We start from the raw sequence: 20,568 nt of genomic DNA on the forward strand, positions 1-20,568 counted from the left end.
ACTACGGTAACTTCTAAGTAAAAACATCAGCTTATTGAGTTCGCTTATATATGTAAGATGAAGAACTGTAATGTTCCTCTTGCAAGAATAAAAGAACGACTCAAGTAAGTAATAAATCAGCGGCACAGCCGCGCAGGAGGAAATTATTATGACTACAGGTACAGTAAAATGGTTTAACGCAGAAAAAGGTTTCGGTTTCATCGAGGTTGAAGGACAAGACGACGTATTCGTACACTTCTCCGCAATCCAAGAAGAAGGTTTCAAGACGCTTGAAGAAGGTCAGTCTGTTAACTTCGAAATCGAGCAAGGTCAGCGTGGCCCACAAGCTGCTAACGTAACTAAGGCGTAACTGCCATAATAAAAAACCCTTCCGGGAAATCGGAAGGGTTTTTTTGTGCGTTTATAAAACTGAGCCAATTTCACGGGTATTTTAACGAATGTCTCAATAAAAATAATAAAGTCGTTCGTATAAAAAACAGAGGTTGAAACGTAACACGACGACTCCGATGGGTGAAAGTAAAGTTTAAAATCCATTTTGAGAGCATATAGCGGTGGAGAATTAGTTGAAGACGGAGCTCAACGGAAAGAGTCCGCCTGAAGTAGAAGTCGTTCTCATTGTTTAGAAATAATACTACCCCATCGACTTATGAAATTTATATAGAAAGCTTTACTAGCTATCCCAAAAAATTTTACAGATCAATCAAAAAGATAATTATTTTAATTGAAGTACTTAGCTCTGTTAATGTTCAGTGTTGATAATAATAGAAGACTTCGCTGCAACTGACCTGCCGTGGAGGAACTCTCCGGCTGGACTCACGTCCTGCGGGAACTTCCGACCTCCTTCTCTAATACAGGTGTCCGCCGGTTTTCGCTTCGTCTTACATTTAATAAACAGAAGGAAGACAGCTTCTATACATTACTCTTTCTTTTTTAGAGAATACAGAAGGCAAGGCGGTTTAGACGCCTGCGGAAAAAGAAAGCGTGAAGATAGATGGTTCGTCTCGATCTGCAGACGAACTCGAAAAGCAGGTGGGAAGCCAGCCGGAATCTTAATCCAAGAAAGACGGTCTTTGTCTAACTTGGATTAGCTGCGCGGAACCCTGCTAATTTTAGAGGGATAGCTGAAGGATTTCTCCGCGGCAAGCGAAGAAAAAAAGTGCCGCAGGCGTACCTTTCTTATATCAACATCAGACTATAACAGAGACACTTATGCACCTGAAGTATGAAAATTAATACTGCTGTGTAACGAAGGAGAGGACACCCAAAGGACTAGCGCTGTTGGAGAATCCATTTTGGCGGACGTTCTTTCCATCAAAATTAGTCGAGAACAAGCCCTTGGGCAAGCCTCTCCGAAAGTGAAGCAGCAGTATTACTTCTTTTTAGCAGAACTTTTATTTTCAAGGTAGCCAAATACTTAAATGTACTTGATTCTGCTAAATAAAAAATCACTATGGAAGGGTGATTAAAAACAATTACAAATGTTCGTTGCAAAGAACATTTTTCATAATTTTCAATAATAAATTAATAAATCTCTATTGACTTGTTCGTTATTACGAATTATTATTGGAGAAAGAATTAAATATAGAACGTAATCTTCATATGTATTCGTTATTATGAACAAAACAATAAAAAGGAGTGAAGCAGTGGTGAGTGCAACTAAAGAAATCCAGCTTCGGTCAATATTAACTTCTCTACTGAGGAAATCCTGGGTTATCGTTTTATTTACCATGATTATCGGAGGAGGCGGAAACTATTATTTCCAAAGTGAAACTGCAGATTCACTTGCTACTGTGACTGCTTCAGTATTAGTAGGAGAGGGAGAGGGCCCTAAAGTTAATATGAAAACAATGACAGCTCTTATGAATGAACCTGCAGTGTTGGAAAAGGTAGTGGAAGAACTCCCATGGGAAACAAGTATTTCTGAACTGAATGGAAAAATAACTACTGAAGAAGTAGAAGGATCTCAGATTATTAGGGTGACGGCGACGGAGAAAACTCCGGAAGAAGCAGTTGTTTTAGCAAATACAATAGTAGAAGTTTTTCCAGAAGTATCACAAGAAATCACTGGTATTAATACTGTAACGATATTATCTGAAGCAGATATTAAAGAAGCAGGTATTATCGCAGGTGAAGATACAAACATGATGCCATTATTTTCACTGGTTGCAGGATTAGCAGCTGGAGTAGGAGCAGCATTTTTACTGGACAGCATTGACCAAAGAATCAGAACTGAAAGAGAAATTGAAAACCTGCTGGAAGTACCAGTATTAGGGATGATCTCAAAAATTGATAAATATTCTATGAGGAGTTCGAAAAAAAAGAACATACCGGAATTAAAAAGAGGTGAAAAAATTGTTTAAGAATAAAGAAGAATTTATGGCATTTTATGAATCGAGCGGTTCGAGAGTAGACCAGGATTATCAGCGAATTAAAGCAAATATTACTTTTGCTGCAAATAAAAATAATTTAAAAATTTTTACTGTTCTTTCGCCTAACGAAAAAGACGGAAAAACAAATTTTTTAACTTATATCGGTTTAACCTTCTGTAAAGAAGAAAAAAGAGTACTCCTGATAGATGGAGATTTTAAAAAACCTGGACTGCATAAATCGTTTCACTTATCAAATGAGCAGGGGTTAAGTAATTATTTAACAGGAGAAAGCAGTCTCACAGACTGTATTCAACGAACTTCCTATCCTGGTCTTTCAATCCTGCCAGCCGGAACGATTTCCAAACAGCTTGAGTCTATTATTCACAGCAGTCAGATGAATGCTCTCATCACTGCGCTCCGCCATAGTTATGATTATGTGTTCATAGACACAGAAGCAATGAAAGAAAGCACTGCAGCTAAAATTTTAGCTGCAAAAGCAGACAGCAGTATCGTTATTATTCGTAAGAAAAAAACAAATACAGAAGATCTCATGAATATGCGTACGGCCTTTAAAAGTTATGGTATTCATATTACAGGAGCGGTTTTTAATACTAGAAAATTAGCATGGCTGCAAAAATAAAAATTTTTAACAAATTTGTTCGTTATTAAGCACATTTAAATTAAATAAAGAACAATGGAGTTATTTCTTCTCCTTTATCAACAGAAATACTCGTCCATGCCGTGGGTGCAGCAGCACCTTAGACGCGAGTCGTCATTAGTATGGAGTGAGGGTGGGTTGAATGCCTATTTTTCTTTTTTTCTTCTAAATAGTTTGATGATCAAAACGTTTAGCAGAGAAAGAGAATGAATATCTAATAAAAGGGGGGGAAATGATTGAATCATCGAATAAGAAATCAACTTTTAATGTTATTGGACACTCTGATTATTTTAATTGCATTTTCAGCAAGTTTTATCATTGTAGATGTACCAAGTGTAGTGTTCAGTATCAACTATTGGCTTTCTGCTTCGATCATACTGTTTAGTTATCATTTGAGTTCCATTTATTTCAAAATGAATAGAAAGGCATGGGAATACGCAAGTGTTGGGGAACTGCAAAACATATTGAAAACCCTGACAGTTGCAATATTGTTAAACGGCAGTATACAATTTATTCTATTTTCCCACATACAATACAGAGTGCTTTTTGTCACATGGGTATTGATGGTTCTGGGAATAGGAGGCACAAGGTTTTTATGGCGATTAAAAAAAGAATCGACTTTTCAGCATGTAAAAGAAAGGAAAAGAACATTGATTGTTGGGGCCGGTTCAGCTGGAACGATGATAGCAAGGCAGCTGCTATATAATGCTCAATGTGAACTAAAACCAGTATTGTTCGTCGATGATGATCCGAATAAACAGCAGCTGGATATATTCGCTCTCCCTGTGCCAGGCGGCACTTCCCAGATACCAGAGCTTGTAAAAGCATTTGAAATTGAAAGAATAATAATTGCTATACCTTCTTTGGAACGAAAAAAAATGAAGACAATATACGAATCCTGTTTACAAGCGAATGTAAAAACTCAAATCCTGCCTATGATAGAAGATTTGGTCACTGGAAAACTTTCTGTAAAAGAATTAAGAGATGTATCTCCTGAAGATTTATTAGGAAGAGAGCAGGTGAAACTGCAGCATGAACTAATTGAATCCTCCATTAAAGGAAAAACCGTATTGGTAACCGGTGCCGGGGGGTCCATTGGATCTGAACTCTGCAGACAGATAATTTATTTCAGGCCCGAGAAATTGGTCCTTCTGGGACATGGCGAAAACAGTATTTATCATATTTATATGGAGCTAAAAGAAGAAGCAGGGGAAACGAAAATTCTTCCGGTAATTGCAGATGTGCAGGATTTAGAAAGAATGCGCGAAGTAATGCAGCTGTTTCAGCCGCACCAAGTTTACCATGCGGCAGCACATAAACACGTACCATTAATGGAGGAAAGTCCATGGGAAGCAGTGAAAAATAATACGCTTGGCTCCTTAAATACTGCTACAGCAGCACTGGAAAACAAAGTAAAATCATTCGTAATGATTTCTACGGACAAAGCTGTCAATCCCACAAGCGTTATGGGAGCTTCAAAAAGACTGGCAGAAATGCTAATCACTCACTTGAATGACAGGAGTAATACTTCATTTACAATCGTCAGGTTCGGAAATGTATTGGGCAGTAACGGCAGCGTAATTCCTTTATTTAAAAAACAAATTGAAAGGGGAGGCCCGGTTACAGTAACCCACCCCGAAATGGTGAGGTACTTTATGACAATTCCAGAAGCTTCCCGCCTTGTTTTACAGGCAGGCAGTCTTTCCAAAGGCGGAGAAACATTCGTTCTTGATATGGGGGAGCCTGTGAAAATTGTGGATTTGGCCAGGAACCTGATTTCCTTGAGCGGATACACACAGGAAGAGATTGCTATCACTTATACAGGAATAAGGAGTGGCGAGAAATTGTATGAAGAACTGCTGAACAGTGATGAAATTCACGAGGAACAGGTGTATCCAAAAATTTATTTAGGAAAAGCCACTAAAATACCACTCCATGAAATTGAACAGTTTATAACACAGTATCACGAACTGGACAAAGATACGCTTCGTGATCGTTTACTGGAACTGGCGAACAGAAAGACGTTCCCAATGGAAATTGTTTCAACAGGATAATAATAAAAGGGGTGAGTTGGATGAAAGTTAGAAAAGCAATTATACCTGCTGCAGGGCTAGGAACAAGATTTCTTCCAGCTACGAAGGCGATGCCTAAAGAAATGCTTCCTATCATAGATAAGCCGACTATTCAATATATTGTAGAAGAAGCAGTTGCTGCAGGAATTGAAGATATTATTATAGTTACAGGCAAAGGAAAACGTGCGATTGAAGACCACTTTGATCATGCATTTGAACTGGAAGAAACTTTATGGGGAAAAGGGAAATTAGAGCTGCTGGAAAAAGTAAGGGTTTCCTCTACATTAGTGGACATCCATTATATCCGCCAGAAGGAGCCGAAAGGATTAGGTCATGCAGTATGGTGTGCAAGAAAATTCATAGGGAATGAACCTTTTGCTGTATTACTGGGAGATGATATTGTCCATTCTGACAAACCTTGCCTGCAGCAGCTTATGGAGGAGTATGAGAAACATAAAGGGTCTATCCTGGGTGTACAAAAAGTACCGGAAGAAGAAACATCAAGATATGGAATAGTAGAAAGTACAATGAAAAACAATCGTCTTTACGAAGTAAAGGGACTTGTTGAAAAGCCACTGCCCGGCAATGCTCCTTCGAATCTTGCCATTTTAGGCCGATATATATTATCTCCCCGCATATTCCAATTACTGGAGACACTGCAGCCAGGTACCGGCGGAGAGATCCAATTAACGGATGCTATTAATGAAATGGCAGCGGAAGAAGCTGTCTATGCATATGATTTTGAAGGCAGGCGGTATGATGTCGGAGAAAAATTAGGATTTATTCAAACGACAATTTCTTATGCAATGAGAGATAAAGATTTACGTGACTCTCTCATCAGCTTTATGCAAAATGAACTTTCCTTACTTGCAATGGAGGAAAGGTGATGAAAAAAGTACTTTTATGTGCAACAGTAGCCTATCACTTCAGTACATTTCATCTGCCATTTATGGCATGGCTCCAGCGAAATGGATATGAAGTACATGTAGCTTCCGGAGGGAAAGAAAAACTCCCATATACTGATAAACAGTTCGAGCTTCCTATCAGAAGAAATCCTTTTGATAAAGAAAACTTCAAAGCTTATAAAGAGCTGAAGAAATTAATTCAAACATACGATTACAATATTATACACTGTCATACTCCTGTAGGAGGCGTACTTGCAAGGCTTGCCGCAAGAAGTGTTGAAAATCAAAGCATCCTATATTATACAGCCCATGGCTTTCACTTTTGTAAAGGAGCTCCATTGAAACAGTGGATGATGTTTTATCCCATTGAACGTTTATGTGCCAGGTGGACAGATGTATTAGTAACCATTAATGAAGAAGATTATAATCGGGCGGTCAAACATCGATTTCCAGCAAAAGAAATAGTGCATGTTCATGGAGTTGGCGTGCCTCCGGCAATAAAAAAATATACAGGAAAAGAAGTAAGAGAAGAACTTGAGCTTCGCAGAGATGACATCGTGCTCTGCTATGCAGCGGAATTTAATAAAAATAAAAATCAACAGCTGTTGATTAAGGCCATGAAAATAGTATTAGAGAAACATCCTCACGTACATTTGCTGCTTGCAGGTCTTGGTGATCCAAACCAAATCATTCAGCTGGCAGAAGAATACGGCATGTCTAAAAATATTCATATATTAGGATATAGAAAAGATATTTCCGCGGTTTATGCAGCAAGTGATATCGCAGTAGCTTCCAGTTTAAGAGAAGGCCTGCCGGTGAATGTAATGGAAGCAATGTCCCACAAGCTGCCGGTGGTAGCTACAAAAAATCGTGGTCACCGGGAATTAATACAAGGAGCCGGCATTTTAGTTCCCCTGGAAGAGGGCAGCGTATTTGCAGAAGCAATAAATGAGTTAATAGAACATCCAGAAGAACGTAAAGAACTTGGAAGAAGAGCATATGAGAGGATCAGCGAAAAGTATTGCGAAAAGGTAGTAATGGAGGAATTAATCACATTATACGAGTCAAAGGAGGTGCTGGCATGACAAAGCCTGTCAGAGTGCTCCACGCAGTAGTAAACATGAACAGAGGCGGAGCAGAAACACTGATAATGAATCTTTATAAAAATATTAACAGAAAAGAAATACAGTTTGATTTTTTAACTTCTTTTGAAGGAGCTTATGATGAAGAGATAAGAAAGCTGGGAGGAAGAATTTACCGGATTCCCTCGATAAGAGAAGGCCATACAAAATATTTAAATACACTCGACAGTTTTTTCACAGCTCATCCATATAAAATAGTACACGCGCATATGGATAAACTGAGCGGAAATATTTTAGAACGGGCAAAAATGGCAGGAGTGCCAGTAAGAATTGCCCACAGCCATAATACGATGAGTGAAGGAAATACGGTAATGAAATTATATAAATGGAATATAGGAAAAAAAATAAAAGATTCCTCGACGCATCAGATAGCCTGTTCAAAAGAAGCAGGACAATGGCTGTTTCCTGATAACACTTCCTATTTATTATTGACAAACAGTATCAATACAGGAGATTTTCTTTTTGACCGAATGCAGCGGCGGCGAATTCGAACTGCGCTGGGGTTAACTGAAAAACATACACTTTTTGGAACTGTAGGAAGGCTGCAGCCGCAAAAAAATCAAAAATATCTTATAAAAAGGTTTGCTGCAGTTTACCAGCAAAACAAGAAAGCACGACTAATAATTATTGGAGATGGCCCGCTAAAAGAAGAACTTCAGTTGCTTGCAGAAAACTTACGTATAGATAAAGCAGTAATTTTTACAGGAATCAGAAAAGAGATTCCTGCTTTTTTGCATGCAATGGATGTATTCTGCTTCCCTTCACTGCATGAGGGCATGCCTGTTTCCGTAATAGAAGCTCAGGCAGCAGGACTGTACTGTATTCTTTCAGACGTGATTACTAGGGACGTAGATATAGGAGCCGGATTATGTAACTACTTAGCATTAAAAGAGACAAGCAGCTGGGAAAATGAAATGCTCCGCGCACGAAGCAGAGGTGATGCAAGACGATCTCCTAAAATAGATGCGGGAATAAAATCATTTGATGCAGCGGAGTCAGCAAGAGTCCTTGAAAACTTTTATGTCGGGAGAGAAAGAGAGTTGCGATATGGAAAAATTAACGATATTTACTCCCACGTATAACCGTGCATACTGCCTGCACAGGTGTTATGAAAGTTTATGCAGGCAAACGACTAAAGATTTTATCTGGATGATCATCGATGATGGTTCGGAAGATAACACGAACCTATTGGTCTCCGACTGGATAACTGAAAACAAAATAAAAATTAAGTATCTTTATCAGCCGAATCAGGGTATGCACGGAGCGCACAATACGGCGTATGAAAATATATCTACAGAACTGAATGTATGTCTGGATTCAGATGATTTTTTTACCGACAGTGCTGTGGAGACAATTTTAACCTTTTGGAAAAACGAAAGTTCTGAAAAAGTGAGCGGCATTGTATGTTTAAATGAAAATTTAAAAGGTGATGTGATAGGAACAAGACTCCCAGCGATAAAAGCAGCCACTTTATATAATCTCTATCATAAACATAAAGTACGGGGAGATAAAAAACTTATATACCGAAGTGAATTAACAAAACAATTCCGTTACCCACTTTTTCACAATGAACGGTATGTAGGACTTGATTATAAATATTTAAAAATTGATGAAAAATTTCCACTTCTAATATTAAACCAGGTGGTCTGCTGTGTAGATTATCAGCTCGACGGATCATCGCACAATATGTTTCACCAGTACCGAAGAAACCCCCGCGGGTTTGCTTTTTATAGAAAAGAATTAATGCAGCTTTCCTATGCAACGGTTACTTTTAAATTCCGTCAGGCAGTACATTTTGTTTCAAGTTCGCTCCTGATGAAAAATAAAAAATTTTTGAAGGAAACTCCGGAAAAAATTTTAACGATTGCTGCTCTTCCCGCCGGGATGCTGCTTACAAGCTATATTAAATTTAAAACGACTAAATGAGCATTTGAAAAGGAGGGATAAGATGGAAATGCTATGGCTCAACCTGGGTGCAGTATTCAGTTTTGCATTTACTGCGCGTTATTTTTCTGTGCCTGTCATACAGGACCTCTCTTTCCCTCCAAAAGCAAAACCGAATGCATATCTTGCGTTATTGGCATTGTCCGTAATGGTGGCTGTTGCCGGCTTACGGAGAGGAATTGGAGATACTTATGTTTACAGAGACATATTTGATGAAACAGTATGGAGTCTGAATCTTGCATTGGAAGCGGAAGAGCCTGGTTTTGCAGTATTACAGTGGCTGCTTCAGCATATATCTTCTGATGGCCAAATATTAATATTTACAGCTTCCTTAATCACGCTCACTTTAATTACAGCAGTATTATATAAATATTCCCGTCTATTTGAACTAAGTTTATATGTTTTCATAACTTCAGGAATGTTCCTTGTCTCCATGAACGGAATGAGGCAATATTTAGCAGCTTCTATTGTATTTGCAGGAGCATCATTTTTATTTAAAGGAAAGTTAATTCCATACGTACTTACCGTTTTACTGGCTTCTACTTTTCATCAAAGTGCATTAATAATGCTTCCCGTATATTTTATTGTGAGAAGAGAAGCATGGACGAAATCTACAATGGCACTTGTATTTGCCGGAACAGTGTTTGCTTTTGGATATGATCAGTTTTCTCATATAATATTCGGTGCTATTTCAGAAACAAAATACGGCTCTTATTCAGAATTTGATGAAGGAGGAGCCAATATTATCAGGGTGATGGTAACAGCGGCACCAGTGATGCTTGCTTATTTCGGGAGACATAAATTAAAAGAGATATTTCCAGAGAGCCACATTGTTGTAAACCTATCATTAATGGGTTTTATTTTTATGATGGTTTCTACACAGCAATGGATATTTGCAAGGATGGCAATATATTTCGACCTTTTCTCCTTAATATTAATCTCCTGGGTTGTAAAAGTATTCGCAGAAAAAGATCAGCGGTTTATTTATTACGTGATAGTAGTTCTTTACTTATTTTATTTTTTTTATGAATACAGCGTAACACTCAACATAAACTATCAAAGTGAGTATCTGCCATTTTTCCGGGAGGAGGAGGGAACATGAAGGATTTAGTAATAGTAGGGAATGGCGGTCACAGTAAAGTATTAAGGGATATTGTGTTAAGGGAAGCACAGTTTAGAATTGTTGCGGTAGTAGACGATGCATTCGAAGAAGCGTACATGAAAGATCATAAACTTCATGTTCCTTTTATGGGAGTGGAGCCAATTAGAAGAACTTTTCCTGACGCAAAATGGATCATAGCAGTAGGAACGAATGAAATCAGAAAAAAAATATTCAAGCGCCTGGCAATTCCTCTCACCAGTTATGCAACATTGATAGATCCTTCGGCAGTTATCAGTCCTAGCGCAAAGATAGGGTTCGGCACGGTAATCATGCCGAATGCAGTAATAAATGCACAAGCAGTTATTGGGGAGCATTCTATTATTAATTCAGGAGCTGTAATCGAACATGATTGTATAGTTGGAAACTATACGCATATTTCACCACAGGCAGTATTAACTGGCGGTGTAAAAATAATGAATGGTGTGCATATCGGAGCCAATGCCTCCGTTATACCTGGAAAAGTAGTTGGACAATGGGCTGTAATTGGGGCAGGTTCCACCGTGATTAAATCTATCCCCGCTTATATTACTGCGATAGGTTCGCCAGCTGTCATGAAACAAAAAGGGGGAAGCAAAGTTGAAAAGTACCCTTCGTAAACCTATATATTTATCACCTCCGCATATGAGCGGAGAGGAACAGAATTATATCGAAGAAGCATTTCGAACCAACTGGATAGCGCCGGTAGGACCGCACCTGCAGGCTTTTGAACAGGAAATGGAATTGTTGACTGGAGCGGCGTATGCAGTCGCAGTTACCTCTGGAACGGCAGCCATCCATCTAGCTCTTGCGGTTTTGGGAATCAAGCAGGGGGACCGAGTATTTTGTTCTACATTTACATTTGTAGCAAGTGCCAATCCTATTTTGTATCAGGGGGCTGAACCGGTATTCATTGATTCAGAGCCGACATCCTGGAACATGTCTCCCACAGCTCTGAAGCGTGCATTGAGTACTGCTTATAAGAAAAAGAAACTGCCGAAAGCTGTAATTGTAGTGCATCTCTATGGACAGACAAGCAGGATGGAAGAGATTATGAAAATCTGTAATAAATACAAAGTGCCGGTAATAGAAGATGCAGCTGAGTCACTTGGATCATCTTACAAAGGGAAGGCTTCGGGAACCATAGGTGATATCGGCATATATTCTTTCAATGGGAATAAAATAATTACCACTTCCGGTGGAGGAATGCTCGTTACAAACAAAAAAGACCTTGCAGATAAAGCGAAGTTTTTGGCAACACAGGCAAAGGAAGAGGCTGAACATTACCAGCATAAAGAAAAAGGTTATAACTACCGAATGAGTAATGTACTGGCAGGCATCGGAAGAGCTCAGTTAAGAGTGTTAAATGAAAGAGTAGAAGAAAAAAGAAAAATCTATCAAAGGTACGCACAGTCACTACCTTTTTACTTTATGCCCGAATACAGCAATTCAAGATCTTCAAGGTGGCTGACTGCATGTTTACTCCCTTCAGACTCAGATCCTGTAGAAATAATTGAATCGATGCGTTCCCACCAAATAGAGGTAAGAAGAGTATGGAAGCCGCTCCATATGCAGCCTCTATTTCAGAATACGGAATTTTATCAGCATACGAAAGGACTGAGTGTAGCTGAAACTTTTTTCAGGCATGGAATATGCCTTCCCTCAGGAACGAATATGACGAAAGAAGAACAGCTCTATGTCATGAATCTTTTAAGGGAAAATACGAGAACCACCATTTCACAGGAGGCGGTAATCTTCTAACTCTATAGAAAATGAGGTAGTGAGAATGATAGGGAAAAACATTGCCCGGCTTCGTAAAAAGAAAGGGATAACTCTTACTGAACTTGCTGAGAAAGCAAATATATCGAAATCAAATTTAAGTAATATTGAAAGAGAAATCAATCAAAATCCTTCAATTAAAGTTCTGGAAAAACTGGCCGAAGTACTGGAAACGGATTTGATTACAATTCTTGACTTAAAAGCCGAAAACGAGATTCAGAAAGAATATGAAACAATTTTGCAGCGGATATCGAGTTTAAATCTCACAGAAGTAGAATTAAAAGAATATGAGAAAGTACTGGAGTTTATAGAATGGCAAAAAAAATCTGTCAAAGGATAGGAGCATAGATATATGATAAATATCGGAATTTCGGGCACAGGATTTATTGCAGCTGGTTTATATAAAAGATTAGTTAGAGACCATAATTACCAGGTAAGCAGTGTATTGACTAGAAGAAGAAAAGAGGAGGTAGCGGTAGTACCTCAAAGTATACTCACAAATAATTTGGTAGAGTTTACAAATAAAGCAGATATCATTGTTGAATGCAGTGGAGATATTGAACATGGATCTAATGTTATTGAAGAAGCACATTTTCAAGGGCTTCCGGTAGTAACGATGAATGCAGAACTTCAAGTTACCACAGGATCTTATTTTACTGGCACAGGATATATTACAGAAGCGGAAGGTGATCAGCCCGGCAGCCTGGCCTCTTTAAATGAGAATATGATTGATATGGGATTCCATCCTCTTGTATATGGAAATATTAAAGGTTTTTTAAACACAAATCCAACTTTAAAGGATATGAAGTACTGGGCCAATTTAAAAGGAATCAGCCTTGCTAAAGTTACATCTTTTACTGATGGAACAAAAGTGCAGATTGAGCAGGCGTTAGTTGCGAACGGATTGAACGCAGCAATCATAAAGCAAGGATTATCAGGCCTGCAAGCACGGTCTATTGAAGGAGCTGGAGCAGCATTGGCTGCAGAAGCAATAGAATTAAAAACTCCTATTAGTGACTATATCATTCGTAAAGAAGGACCTCCTGGAGTATTTATCTCTGCTACTCACGAAGATGACCAGCAAAATGAACTCTCTTATTTTAAGGTAGGTGATGGGCCAATTTATACCCTTACTACTCCGTACCATTTATGTCATTTGGAAATCATTAAAACTATTAAAAGAGTGGTAGAAGGAAAAAAACCGTTGCTTACAAATTCCACCAATCCTTCTGTCAGTGTTGCTGGTATTGCAAAGCGTGACTTGAATCCTGGAGAATATATTCGTGAAGCAATTGGAAGCTTTGATATCAGAGGTGAAGCTGTCACAAGTTCTGAGAAACCGGATCACGTGCCAATTGGCCTTATGAAAAATATGATAATTGAAAAACCTATAAAAGAAGGGGAAGTAATTACTTTTCAAAAAATTACGCTTCCTCCCAGCCGGATTTTTAATATTTGGAAAACAATACAGACAGCGAAACCAATCACACAAGGGAAGTGACAATATGGGAAGCATTCGTGTGCTGCAGGTAACTGGTGCAATGAATATAGGCGGCACCGAGGCTATGCTGATGAATCTATATCGTTCAATTGACCGCAGGATTATTCAATTTGATTTTTTAACATTCTCAAAAATGAATGGATATTTTGATGACGAAATAAAATCACTGGGCGGCCGAATTGTTTATGCCGGAAATTCAACTTCATTTAAAGAACTTTACAAATTAATGAAAAAAGAAAATTATCATGCAGTACATGCACATACACTGTTTCACAGCGGTGTTGTCATGGCAGCAGCAAAAGCTGCAGGAGTTAAAATACGCATTTCACATGCTCACACTACAAAAGATGACAATTTCACATTAAAAAGAAAACTGTATATTTTAATGATGAGAAAATTCATCAATCAATACTCGAGTTTTTTTCTTACATGCAGTAAAGAAGCTGGAGTATTTTTGTATGGACATACGAACGCTGAATGGCTGCCGAATATTATTCAAACAGAAAAATTTTTAGCAAAAGAGTCAGCGGAAGTGATGAAATTCAAAAAAGATAACGGATTGCAGAATAAACTCGTCATTGGGCATGTTGGAAGGTTAATGGAAGCTAAAAATCACGAGTTTTTATTAGATCTGCTTATAGAGATGAGAACAGAAAAGTTGGAAGCAGTGCTTTTATTAGTAGGTGAAGGACATTTGAGAAAGCAGTTGGAAGTGAAAGGAGCCCAACTTGGATTAACTGAGTATATTATATTTACAGGGGCATTAAAGGATCCGAGTACCGCCCTTCATGCCATGGATGTATTTGTTTTTCCCTCCACATATGAAGGGTTAGGGCTGGTGCTTTTGGAAGCCCAGGCCGCAGGTGTACCGTGTATAACGTCGGAGTTTATCCAGCCTGAAGCTGATGCTGGCCTGAAGCTCGTAAAACAGCTTTCTTTACAGCAAAGTAAGAAAGAGTGGATAGTTGAAATAAAAAAAGCAGCTTTACAGGGAAAACATAAAGGTACAGATTTAAGAAGAAGAAAAATAATGGAAAAGGGATATGATACTCAAAAAATAACAGCAAGAATGTCTGAATTATATTTACTGGAGAAAGGAGGGGAAACATGAAAAAACTGCTGATTGTCTCTTTTGATCTTGAAGTGGGCGGTGTTGAAAGAAGTTTAATATCTCTATTAAACGAATTAAAGGATGCTCCCTATGAAATAGACTTATTTTTATACAGGCATACTGGTGAATTCATGGAGTTCATTCCAAAACATGTGAATTTGCTTCCTGAAGCTCAAGAATATGCTACTTTTAGAAAATCGATAAAAGAGATTTTTTTGGAAAGAAATTTTAAGTTTGGTCAAGTGAGACTGGCTGCAAAATGGAATGCATCAATGCAGAAAATTTATTTATCTCTTAACGAACCGGGGTACCGCCAGATGCAGGAAATGTGGCTTAAAAGTATGCGGTATCTGCCAGATATACAAGGAGATTATGATTTAGCGGTAAGTTATTTATGGCCGCATTACACAGTATTGAATAAAGTGAAAGCTCATAAAAAGGCTGCATGGATTCATACGGATTTTTCAACAGTGGAAGTGAACTTAAAGAGAGATAAAGAGATGTGGCAGAAGTTTAACAGCATTGTCGCTGTATCAGAAAGCTGTAAAGAAGCATTTGTAAACGTGCACCCCGCACTTAAAGAAAAGATAATAGTAATTGAAAATATGGCTTCCCCTCACAGTATAGAATTAGAAGCAGGAAAAGAGATCAGTAATGAAATGGATAAAGGAAAGTTTAAAATTATTACAGTTGCGAGATTATCATATGCTAAAGGAATAGATTTAGCAGTAGAAGCAGCCGGAATTTTAAAAAGTAAAGGCAGGGATGATTTTACCTGGTATATTGTCGGATATGGAGGAGAGCTGGATAAACTGAAAAAGCTAGTAAAAGATAATGATTTAGAAGATCATATTATATTTCTGGGAAAAAAAATTAATCCTTATCCTTTTTTAAAACAAGCACACTTATATGTGCAGCCTTCCAGGTATGAAGGGAAAGCAGTGACTGTTACAGAAGCCCAGATAATGAAGCTGCCAGTTTTAATTACAAATTATGCCACAGCAGCCAGTCAAGTGCATCACGGGATCAATGGTTTTATAACCGAATTATCTCCCAAAGGAATCGCTAAAGGAATAATGCTGCTGAAAGACAATGAAACTCTGAGGACTCAGCTTATAAAAGGATGTGCAGAATACGATTTTTCTTCAGCCAAGCACCTCGACAGGTTTCATTCCTTGGTAAGGGGGCAAATATGAAACCATTAGTAAGTGTAATTGTTCCAGTGTATAAAGTGGAAAAATATATATTATTTTGTTTAGAGTCTATTTTGAATCAAACATATGATCATTTGCAGATCATAATTGTAAATGATGGTACTACAGATAAAAGCAGAGAATTAGCAGCTTCCTATAAAGACGAAAGAATTCAAATTATTGATAAGGAAAATGGAGGATTGTCTGATGCGAGGAACGCAGGAATGGCACAAGTTAAAGGAGATTACACTGTTTTTATAGATAGTGATGACTGGCTGGACCCTGAGTTTATAGAAAAAACTTTAAAAATAGCAGTTTTACAGAAGGCTGAAGTCGTGCAGTCTTCTTTTTATTATGCGTATCCAGATAAGCTGCTATTGGATAACAAAATGTTTTCCAATAAATTCTCCATAGAACTATTGGATAATAATTCATTAATGGAAAAGCTATTGGAAAATGAGGAAGTAAAAAATTTTGCATGGGGGAAAATATATCAGACAAATGTAATACGTTCTATACCGTTTCGGAAAGGGATGCTTTTTGAAGATATGTTCTGGGCACATTTAGTTATGGCGAAAGTGAAAACATATGTAATCAATCGAGAACCGCTTTATTATTACCGGCAGAGAGAAGAAAGCATTGTAGGTAAATATACTTTAAAACATTTAGATATTATTGAAGGAATGAAAGAAAGGGTTACTTTTATAGAAGAAAATTACAAAGGGTTAACTTCCGAAGCATACAGGCAGCTTGGGAAACTTCAACTGGAACATTATCGTCTTCTCTTAACGATCAAGCCTTATCGAGATCAAAAAAAACAGCGGTCTATAATTGAACGAGATTTAAAAAGAGAAAAAGATACAATTATAAAAGCTGCAGAAAAAGATAAGGAACTTAGTAAAAAGCTGAAAATGTTCTATATACACCCAACGTTGTATTTAACACAATTATTATTTAATAAACTGAAAAGAAAAATGAATAAACACCTGCCTGAAGAATCTTTGATAAAAGTAAACCGCTCATGAAGCAAAACAAATTCCTCATTACTAAAGAAATTTTACTTGCACAAAGTGAGTGCGGAGACTGGGAGCAGAAAAGAACAAGAACCCATCCTTCCGGAGCGGACGACCTGATCGGCTTCTAGAGTAAATATTCTGTAAAAGCAGCGCAGCATATTGAATTCTCTGCGGTAAACTCCATATTTTAAGTAAAGGAAGAAAGGGTGCCTTTATGAATCAGGTTAAAATAAATATAACGAAACTATTAATAGCAGTTTTCAGCTTATTCCCGGTGAAAAGGAATAAGCTTTTATTTATGAGCTATGACGGCGGCCAGTACAGCTGCAACCCTAAATATATTACGAACTATATACTGGAAAATCATAAAGAGGAATTTGAAATAGTATGGATCCTTAATAAAACCAGCAATCTTCCATTCAAAACGGTTCAGGCAATGTCAATGCATGCATTGTTTCATTTTGCTACTGCAAAAGTTATCATTTCTAATCAAAGACTTCCTGGATTTTTTACAAAAAGAAAGAATCAGTTCTACTTACAGACCTGGCACAGTTCGCTTAGGTTAAAACAAATTGAGAAAGATGCTGGGAACACACTGGACGAAGGTTATATCAGGAGAGCTGTCAGAGACTCTTCAATGTGTGACCTGCTTTTATCCGGATGTCAAAAAAGCACTGAAATAATGAAAAATGCATTTTGGTATGATGGAGAAATTTTTGAAAAAGGAACTCCAAGAAATGATGTTCTACTTTCGACAGATTATGCAGAGCGGGAAAAAATCAAAAAGAAGTTCGATTTGAAAAATAAGAAGATTGTACTGTATGCGCCTACCTTTCGAAGAAACAATAACGGCTTTTATCCGGGAATAAATATTAATAAAACGTTAAATGAAAATTTTGAAGGAGACTGGGAGGTAATTATAAAGCTTCATCCACATGTAAAAGAAATGGTAAATAATATGCAAGGAAAAATAATGAATGATGCAGATGATACCCAGGAGCTGCTGGCAATCACAGATATATTAATTACTGACTATTCATCGCTGATGTTTGATTTTGCGCTAACAGGTAAACCTATTATATTATTTGCACCAGATTTAAACGATTATCTTGCAAAGGAAAGAAAATTTTATTTTAACTTGGAAGATCTTCCATTTCCTATCGCCCAATCAGCGCAAGAGTTAACAGAAACAATCGTTAAATGGGATGCTGCAAGATACAAAGAGAATCTAAATTCATTTTTGTCCCAGGTTGGTTCATTTGAAAATGGAAGAGCAGCAGCTGAAATTACAGACAGAATTAAACAATTGTGTTCAGAAAAGGAGATGAATCCTCTTGAAACAATATAAAAAGGGTTATACTACTGGAGTTTTTGATGTCTTTCACGTAGGTCATTTAAATATCCTGAAGCAGGCGAAAGAAAAATGTGATTATCTTGTTGTAGGTGTCAGCACCGATGAGCTGGTCAGGGCCTGCAAGCATAAAACACCTGTTATTCCTTTCGCAGAACGTATGGAAATCGTGGCATCAATAAAATATGTAGATGAAGTAGTACCTCAATGGAATAAAAATAAATACGAAGCTTTGGAAAAGTACCAGTTTAACGTAATGTTTGTTGGAGATGATTGGAAAGGGTCACAAATATTTAAAGAAACGGAGGAAAAATTCCGTCCTCATGGAGTTGAAATCATATATTTTCCATATACACCAGGAGTATCCTCTACAATGCTGCAGGAAAAACTAAAGTATTATCCCGAAGTGCCGGTAGTGGAGGGGATAAAATGACTGACTCTCCGTTAGTTAGTGTTATTGTACCTGTTTATAACGTTGAAAAATACTTGGAAGAATGTATAGAAAGTATTATAAATCAAAATGAGAAAAGAATTGAAATTATATTGATTAATGATGGATCGAATGACAGAAGTTTAGAAATTTGTAAAAAATATGTTAGCTGGGATGAAAGAGTAATTTTAATCAATCAAAATAGAAAAGGAGTCAGTGCTGCAAGAAATACCGGTGTAAAGAGAGCATCGGGACAATACATTGGTTTTGTAGACAGTGATGATTGGATTCTGCCGGATATGTATGAAAACCTATTAGACTTAGCACTTGAACACAAAAGTGACATAACAATATGTGGGCATGCACGACAATTTGGAAGTTCTTTAACAGAATTTAGAACTGATCAGGAATTACTAGTTTTAAATAAAGAAAATGGATTAAGAGAATTGTTCAGAGGGAATGTTTACAGATTTGCATTATGGAATAAATTATATGAAAGAAAATGTTTCAATGAGATCTTATTTCCTGAAGGGAGAATTCACGAGGATTTAGCTGTAGCTCACCAGCTTATAATGAACAGTGAGTTAATATTAGTCACTTCGAGAACTGGTTATATCTATAGGCATCGTGAAAAAAGTATTCTAACAACTCGATTTCATATTGGTAGAATGGATAGTTTTGAAGCGTGGGATAATATTATTAAGGACTTAATGAGAGCGCATCCTGAAGTAATGAGCGAAGTTTGGAGAAGATATGCTTACTGGATCTTCGATAATATTCAAATAATCCTCAAACAAATTAATGATAAAGAAGAAGCGAATCAACAATTTACGTATATAAGTAAAAACTTACAAAAAAATTATAAAGCTATCAAAAAAAATGAAAGATTGAATCGTAAAGATAAGTTAAAGTTATTCCTTATTAGTAAGAATTTCTATATTTCCACAAACCAAAAGAAGATATTAACAGCTTCTGTAAAATGAAAGGAGCTTTAAAATGCCTAAAATTAGTGTGATAGCATTAATTTATAACTTAGAAAATTATATAGCCCTTTGTATAAATTCAGTCTTAGATCAAACGTTTACAAATTTCGAGCTGATATTGGTTAACGATGGATCTACCGATAACAGCGGTTCTATTTGTGAGGATTTTGCATCAAAAGATAATAGAATAAGAGTCATTCACAAAACCAACGCCGGCATAGCTGCTGCTAGAAATACTGGAATCTCTCAATCAATGGGCGAATATATAGCTTTTATCGATTGTGATGACTACTATCATGAAAGAATGCTGGAAATATTATATGAGCAGATGATGGAAGATAATGCAGATATTGCAGTGTGCGACTATGAACCTACTCCCGAAGGAATGGAGATAGGCAGGTTTAATAATATAAATACTATAACCTCAACTCATCTCACTTCGTATGAAGCTCTTGCACATTTGTTTGATGAGAAGTTTACCTTTGTTGTGCCTTGGAACAAATTATATAAAAAAGAAATATTTAATAACATAAAGTACCCAAACGGCTACCTTTATGATGATGAATTCACCGCACACAGAGTACTGGATAGAGCAAAAAAGATTTCTTACGTGCACTTACCGCTATATTTTTATGTATTGAGAAAAGGCAGTTCGACCCATTCTTCCATGACAGTTAAAAAATTCGACAAGGTACAAGCGTTGTATGACAGACTTGAATTTTTCATTTCGAAAAATTACGTTGATTTAGTAAAACCAGCTTTGGAAAGATTTTTAACATATTTCTTTTGGTATTACTTACAATCACAGAAAGATTTACCTGGAGCACATGAAGAACGAAAAAAATTAAAAAAATTGTATAACGATCTTTTTTATATTGTGTATAAAAATGCTGCATTTAAACAAAAAGTAATTTATACAACGTTTCGAATCAGTCCTGTACTTCACAAAAGATTATTTCTCAGGAATGCCTTTTAA

21 protein-coding genes are annotated in these 20,568 nt (G+C 37.1%); all 21 read left to right on the top strand.

Annotation, left to right across the window (positions count from 1 at the left end; all coding sequences use genetic code 11):
- The first annotated feature begins 148 nt into the window (after nt 1-148).
- The 21 genes from BLP92_RS00650 (at nt 149) to BLP92_RS00745 (ending at nt 20,568) form a co-directional block, all read left to right on the top strand.
- Nucleotides 149-349 (top strand): cold-shock protein, encoded by a 201-nt coding sequence (locus BLP92_RS00650; RefSeq protein ID WP_090839579.1) that lies wholly within the window; start codon nt 149-151, stop codon nt 347-349.
- 1,297 nt (nt 350-1,646) lie between these two features.
- The gene (locus BLP92_RS00655; protein WP_175444134.1) at nt 1,647-2,360 is read left to right on the top strand and encodes a YveK family protein; all 714 of its coding nucleotides are present in this window, start codon (nt 1,647-1,649) and stop codon (nt 2,358-2,360) included.
- Nucleotides 2,353-3,009 carry a CpsD/CapB family tyrosine-protein kinase gene (locus BLP92_RS00660; RefSeq protein WP_090839583.1) on the top strand — a complete coding sequence of 219 codons (657 nt, stop codon included), beginning with the start codon at nt 2,353-2,355 and terminating at the stop codon, nt 3,007-3,009. Before BLP92_RS00655 ends, BLP92_RS00660 begins: the two co-directional genes overlap by 8 nt.
- A gap of 254 nt (nt 3,010-3,263) precedes the next feature.
- Entirely contained in the window at nt 3,264-5,081 is a 1,818-nt protein-coding gene (locus tag BLP92_RS00665; RefSeq protein WP_090839584.1) for a polysaccharide biosynthesis protein, read from the top strand.
- Nucleotides 5,082-5,101: 20 nt separating this feature from the next.
- The gene (galU, locus tag BLP92_RS00670; protein WP_090839586.1) at nt 5,102-5,986 is read left to right on the top strand and encodes a UTP--glucose-1-phosphate uridylyltransferase GalU; all 885 of its coding nucleotides are present in this window, start codon (nt 5,102-5,104) and stop codon (nt 5,984-5,986) included.
- Complete coding sequence (locus tag BLP92_RS00675) at nt 5,986-7,089, top strand: glycosyltransferase family 4 protein (RefSeq protein WP_244516613.1); 1,104 nt, start codon at nt 5,986-5,988, stop codon at nt 7,087-7,089. The genes galU and BLP92_RS00675 overlap by 1 nt, the downstream gene beginning before the upstream one ends.
- Complete coding sequence (locus tag BLP92_RS00680) at nt 7,086-8,228, top strand: glycosyltransferase (protein ID WP_090839590.1); 1,143 nt, start codon at nt 7,086-7,088, stop codon at nt 8,226-8,228. Before BLP92_RS00675 ends, BLP92_RS00680 begins: the two co-directional genes overlap by 4 nt.
- Nucleotides 8,194-9,072, top strand: a complete 879-nt coding sequence (locus BLP92_RS00685) for a glycosyltransferase family 2 protein (RefSeq protein ID WP_090839592.1) — start codon at nt 8,194-8,196, stop codon at nt 9,070-9,072. Before BLP92_RS00680 ends, BLP92_RS00685 begins: the two co-directional genes overlap by 35 nt.
- Nucleotides 9,073-9,094: 22 nt before the next feature.
- Complete coding sequence (locus BLP92_RS00690) at nt 9,095-10,192, top strand: EpsG family protein (RefSeq protein ID WP_090839594.1); 1,098 nt, start codon at nt 9,095-9,097, stop codon at nt 10,190-10,192.
- The gene (locus tag BLP92_RS00695) at nt 10,189-10,848 is read left to right on the top strand and encodes an acetyltransferase (RefSeq protein WP_090839596.1); all 660 of its coding nucleotides are present in this window, start codon (nt 10,189-10,191) and stop codon (nt 10,846-10,848) included. Before BLP92_RS00690 ends, BLP92_RS00695 begins: the two co-directional genes overlap by 4 nt.
- Nucleotides 10,829-11,989: an aminotransferase class I/II-fold pyridoxal phosphate-dependent enzyme gene (locus BLP92_RS00700; protein ID WP_280138075.1), complete on the top strand. Its 1,161-nt coding sequence runs from the start codon at nt 10,829-10,831 to the stop codon at nt 11,987-11,989. The genes BLP92_RS00695 and BLP92_RS00700 overlap by 20 nt, the downstream gene beginning before the upstream one ends.
- Before the next feature lie 25 nt (nt 11,990-12,014).
- Nucleotides 12,015-12,347: a helix-turn-helix domain-containing protein gene (locus BLP92_RS00705; protein ID WP_090839597.1), complete on the top strand. Its 333-nt coding sequence runs from the start codon at nt 12,015-12,017 to the stop codon at nt 12,345-12,347.
- A 12-nt stretch (nt 12,348-12,359) separates the two neighbouring features.
- On the top strand, nt 12,360-13,508 hold the full coding sequence (locus BLP92_RS00710; protein ID WP_090839599.1) for an NAD(P)-dependent oxidoreductase: 1,149 nt from the start codon (nt 12,360-12,362) through the stop codon (nt 13,506-13,508).
- Between the two features lie 4 nt (nt 13,509-13,512).
- Nucleotides 13,513-14,619: a glycosyltransferase family 1 protein gene (locus BLP92_RS00715; RefSeq protein ID WP_090839601.1), complete on the top strand. Its 1,107-nt coding sequence runs from the start codon at nt 13,513-13,515 to the stop codon at nt 14,617-14,619.
- Nucleotides 14,616-15,815, top strand: a complete 1,200-nt coding sequence (locus BLP92_RS00720) for a glycosyltransferase (protein ID WP_090839603.1) — start codon at nt 14,616-14,618, stop codon at nt 15,813-15,815. Before BLP92_RS00715 ends, BLP92_RS00720 begins: the two co-directional genes overlap by 4 nt.
- Nucleotides 15,812-16,837, top strand: coding sequence for a glycosyltransferase family 2 protein (locus BLP92_RS00725; RefSeq protein ID WP_175444135.1), 1,026 nt, complete (start codon nt 15,812-15,814; stop codon nt 16,835-16,837). Before BLP92_RS00720 ends, BLP92_RS00725 begins: the two co-directional genes overlap by 4 nt.
- The gene (locus BLP92_RS18245) at nt 16,834-16,956 is read left to right on the top strand and encodes a hypothetical protein (protein ID WP_280138076.1); all 123 of its coding nucleotides are present in this window, start codon (nt 16,834-16,836) and stop codon (nt 16,954-16,956) included. The genes BLP92_RS00725 and BLP92_RS18245 overlap by 4 nt, the downstream gene beginning before the upstream one ends.
- Before the next feature lie 86 nt (nt 16,957-17,042).
- Complete coding sequence (locus BLP92_RS00730; protein WP_090839606.1) at nt 17,043-18,176, top strand: CDP-glycerol glycerophosphotransferase family protein; 1,134 nt, start codon at nt 17,043-17,045, stop codon at nt 18,174-18,176.
- The gene (locus tag BLP92_RS00735; protein ID WP_090839608.1) at nt 18,163-18,612 is read left to right on the top strand and encodes an FAD synthase family protein; all 450 of its coding nucleotides are present in this window, start codon (nt 18,163-18,165) and stop codon (nt 18,610-18,612) included. The genes BLP92_RS00730 and BLP92_RS00735 overlap by 14 nt, the downstream gene beginning before the upstream one ends.
- Nucleotides 18,609-19,592, top strand: coding sequence for a glycosyltransferase family 2 protein (locus tag BLP92_RS00740; protein ID WP_090839610.1), 984 nt, complete (start codon nt 18,609-18,611; stop codon nt 19,590-19,592). The genes BLP92_RS00735 and BLP92_RS00740 overlap by 4 nt, the downstream gene beginning before the upstream one ends.
- Before the next feature lie 13 nt (nt 19,593-19,605).
- Nucleotides 19,606-20,568, top strand: a complete 963-nt coding sequence (locus BLP92_RS00745; RefSeq protein ID WP_090839611.1) for a glycosyltransferase family 2 protein — start codon at nt 19,606-19,608, stop codon at nt 20,566-20,568.

This window comes from Alkalicoccus daliensis (assembly GCF_900103955.1).
GTDB classification, from domain to species: domain Bacteria; phylum Bacillota; class Bacilli; order Bacillales; family Salisediminibacteriaceae; genus Alkalicoccus; species Alkalicoccus daliensis.

Coding starts and splice junctions, on each gene's coding strand:
- BLP92_RS00705 (WP_090839597.1), top strand. CDS start 12,015: ATGATAGGGAAAAACATTGCCCGGCTTCGTAAAAAGAAAGGGATAACT.
- BLP92_RS00650 (WP_090839579.1), top strand. CDS start 149: ATGACTACAGGTACAGTAAAATGGTTTAACGCAGAAAAAGGTTTCGGT.
- BLP92_RS00715 (WP_090839601.1), top strand. CDS start 13,513: ATGGGAAGCATTCGTGTGCTGCAGGTAACTGGTGCAATGAATATAGGC.
- BLP92_RS18245 (WP_280138076.1), top strand. CDS start 16,834: ATGAAGCAAAACAAATTCCTCATTACTAAAGAAATTTTACTTGCACAA.
- BLP92_RS00675 (WP_244516613.1), top strand. CDS start 5,986: ATGAAAAAAGTACTTTTATGTGCAACAGTAGCCTATCACTTCAGTACA.
- BLP92_RS00710 (WP_090839599.1), top strand. CDS start 12,360: ATGATAAATATCGGAATTTCGGGCACAGGATTTATTGCAGCTGGTTTA.
- BLP92_RS00730 (WP_090839606.1), top strand. CDS start 17,043: ATGAATCAGGTTAAAATAAATATAACGAAACTATTAATAGCAGTTTTC.
- galU (WP_090839586.1), top strand. CDS start 5,102: ATGAAAGTTAGAAAAGCAATTATACCTGCTGCAGGGCTAGGAACAAGA.
- BLP92_RS00745 (WP_090839611.1), top strand. CDS start 19,606: ATGCCTAAAATTAGTGTGATAGCATTAATTTATAACTTAGAAAATTAT.
- BLP92_RS00685 (WP_090839592.1), top strand. CDS start 8,194: ATGGAAAAATTAACGATATTTACTCCCACGTATAACCGTGCATACTGC.
- BLP92_RS00695 (WP_090839596.1), top strand. CDS start 10,189: ATGAAGGATTTAGTAATAGTAGGGAATGGCGGTCACAGTAAAGTATTA.
- BLP92_RS00740 (WP_090839610.1), top strand. CDS start 18,609: ATGACTGACTCTCCGTTAGTTAGTGTTATTGTACCTGTTTATAACGTT.
- BLP92_RS00690 (WP_090839594.1), top strand. CDS start 9,095: ATGGAAATGCTATGGCTCAACCTGGGTGCAGTATTCAGTTTTGCATTT.
- BLP92_RS00725 (WP_175444135.1), top strand. CDS start 15,812: ATGAAACCATTAGTAAGTGTAATTGTTCCAGTGTATAAAGTGGAAAAA.
- BLP92_RS00720 (WP_090839603.1), top strand. CDS start 14,616: ATGAAAAAACTGCTGATTGTCTCTTTTGATCTTGAAGTGGGCGGTGTT.
- BLP92_RS00680 (WP_090839590.1), top strand. CDS start 7,086: ATGACAAAGCCTGTCAGAGTGCTCCACGCAGTAGTAAACATGAACAGA.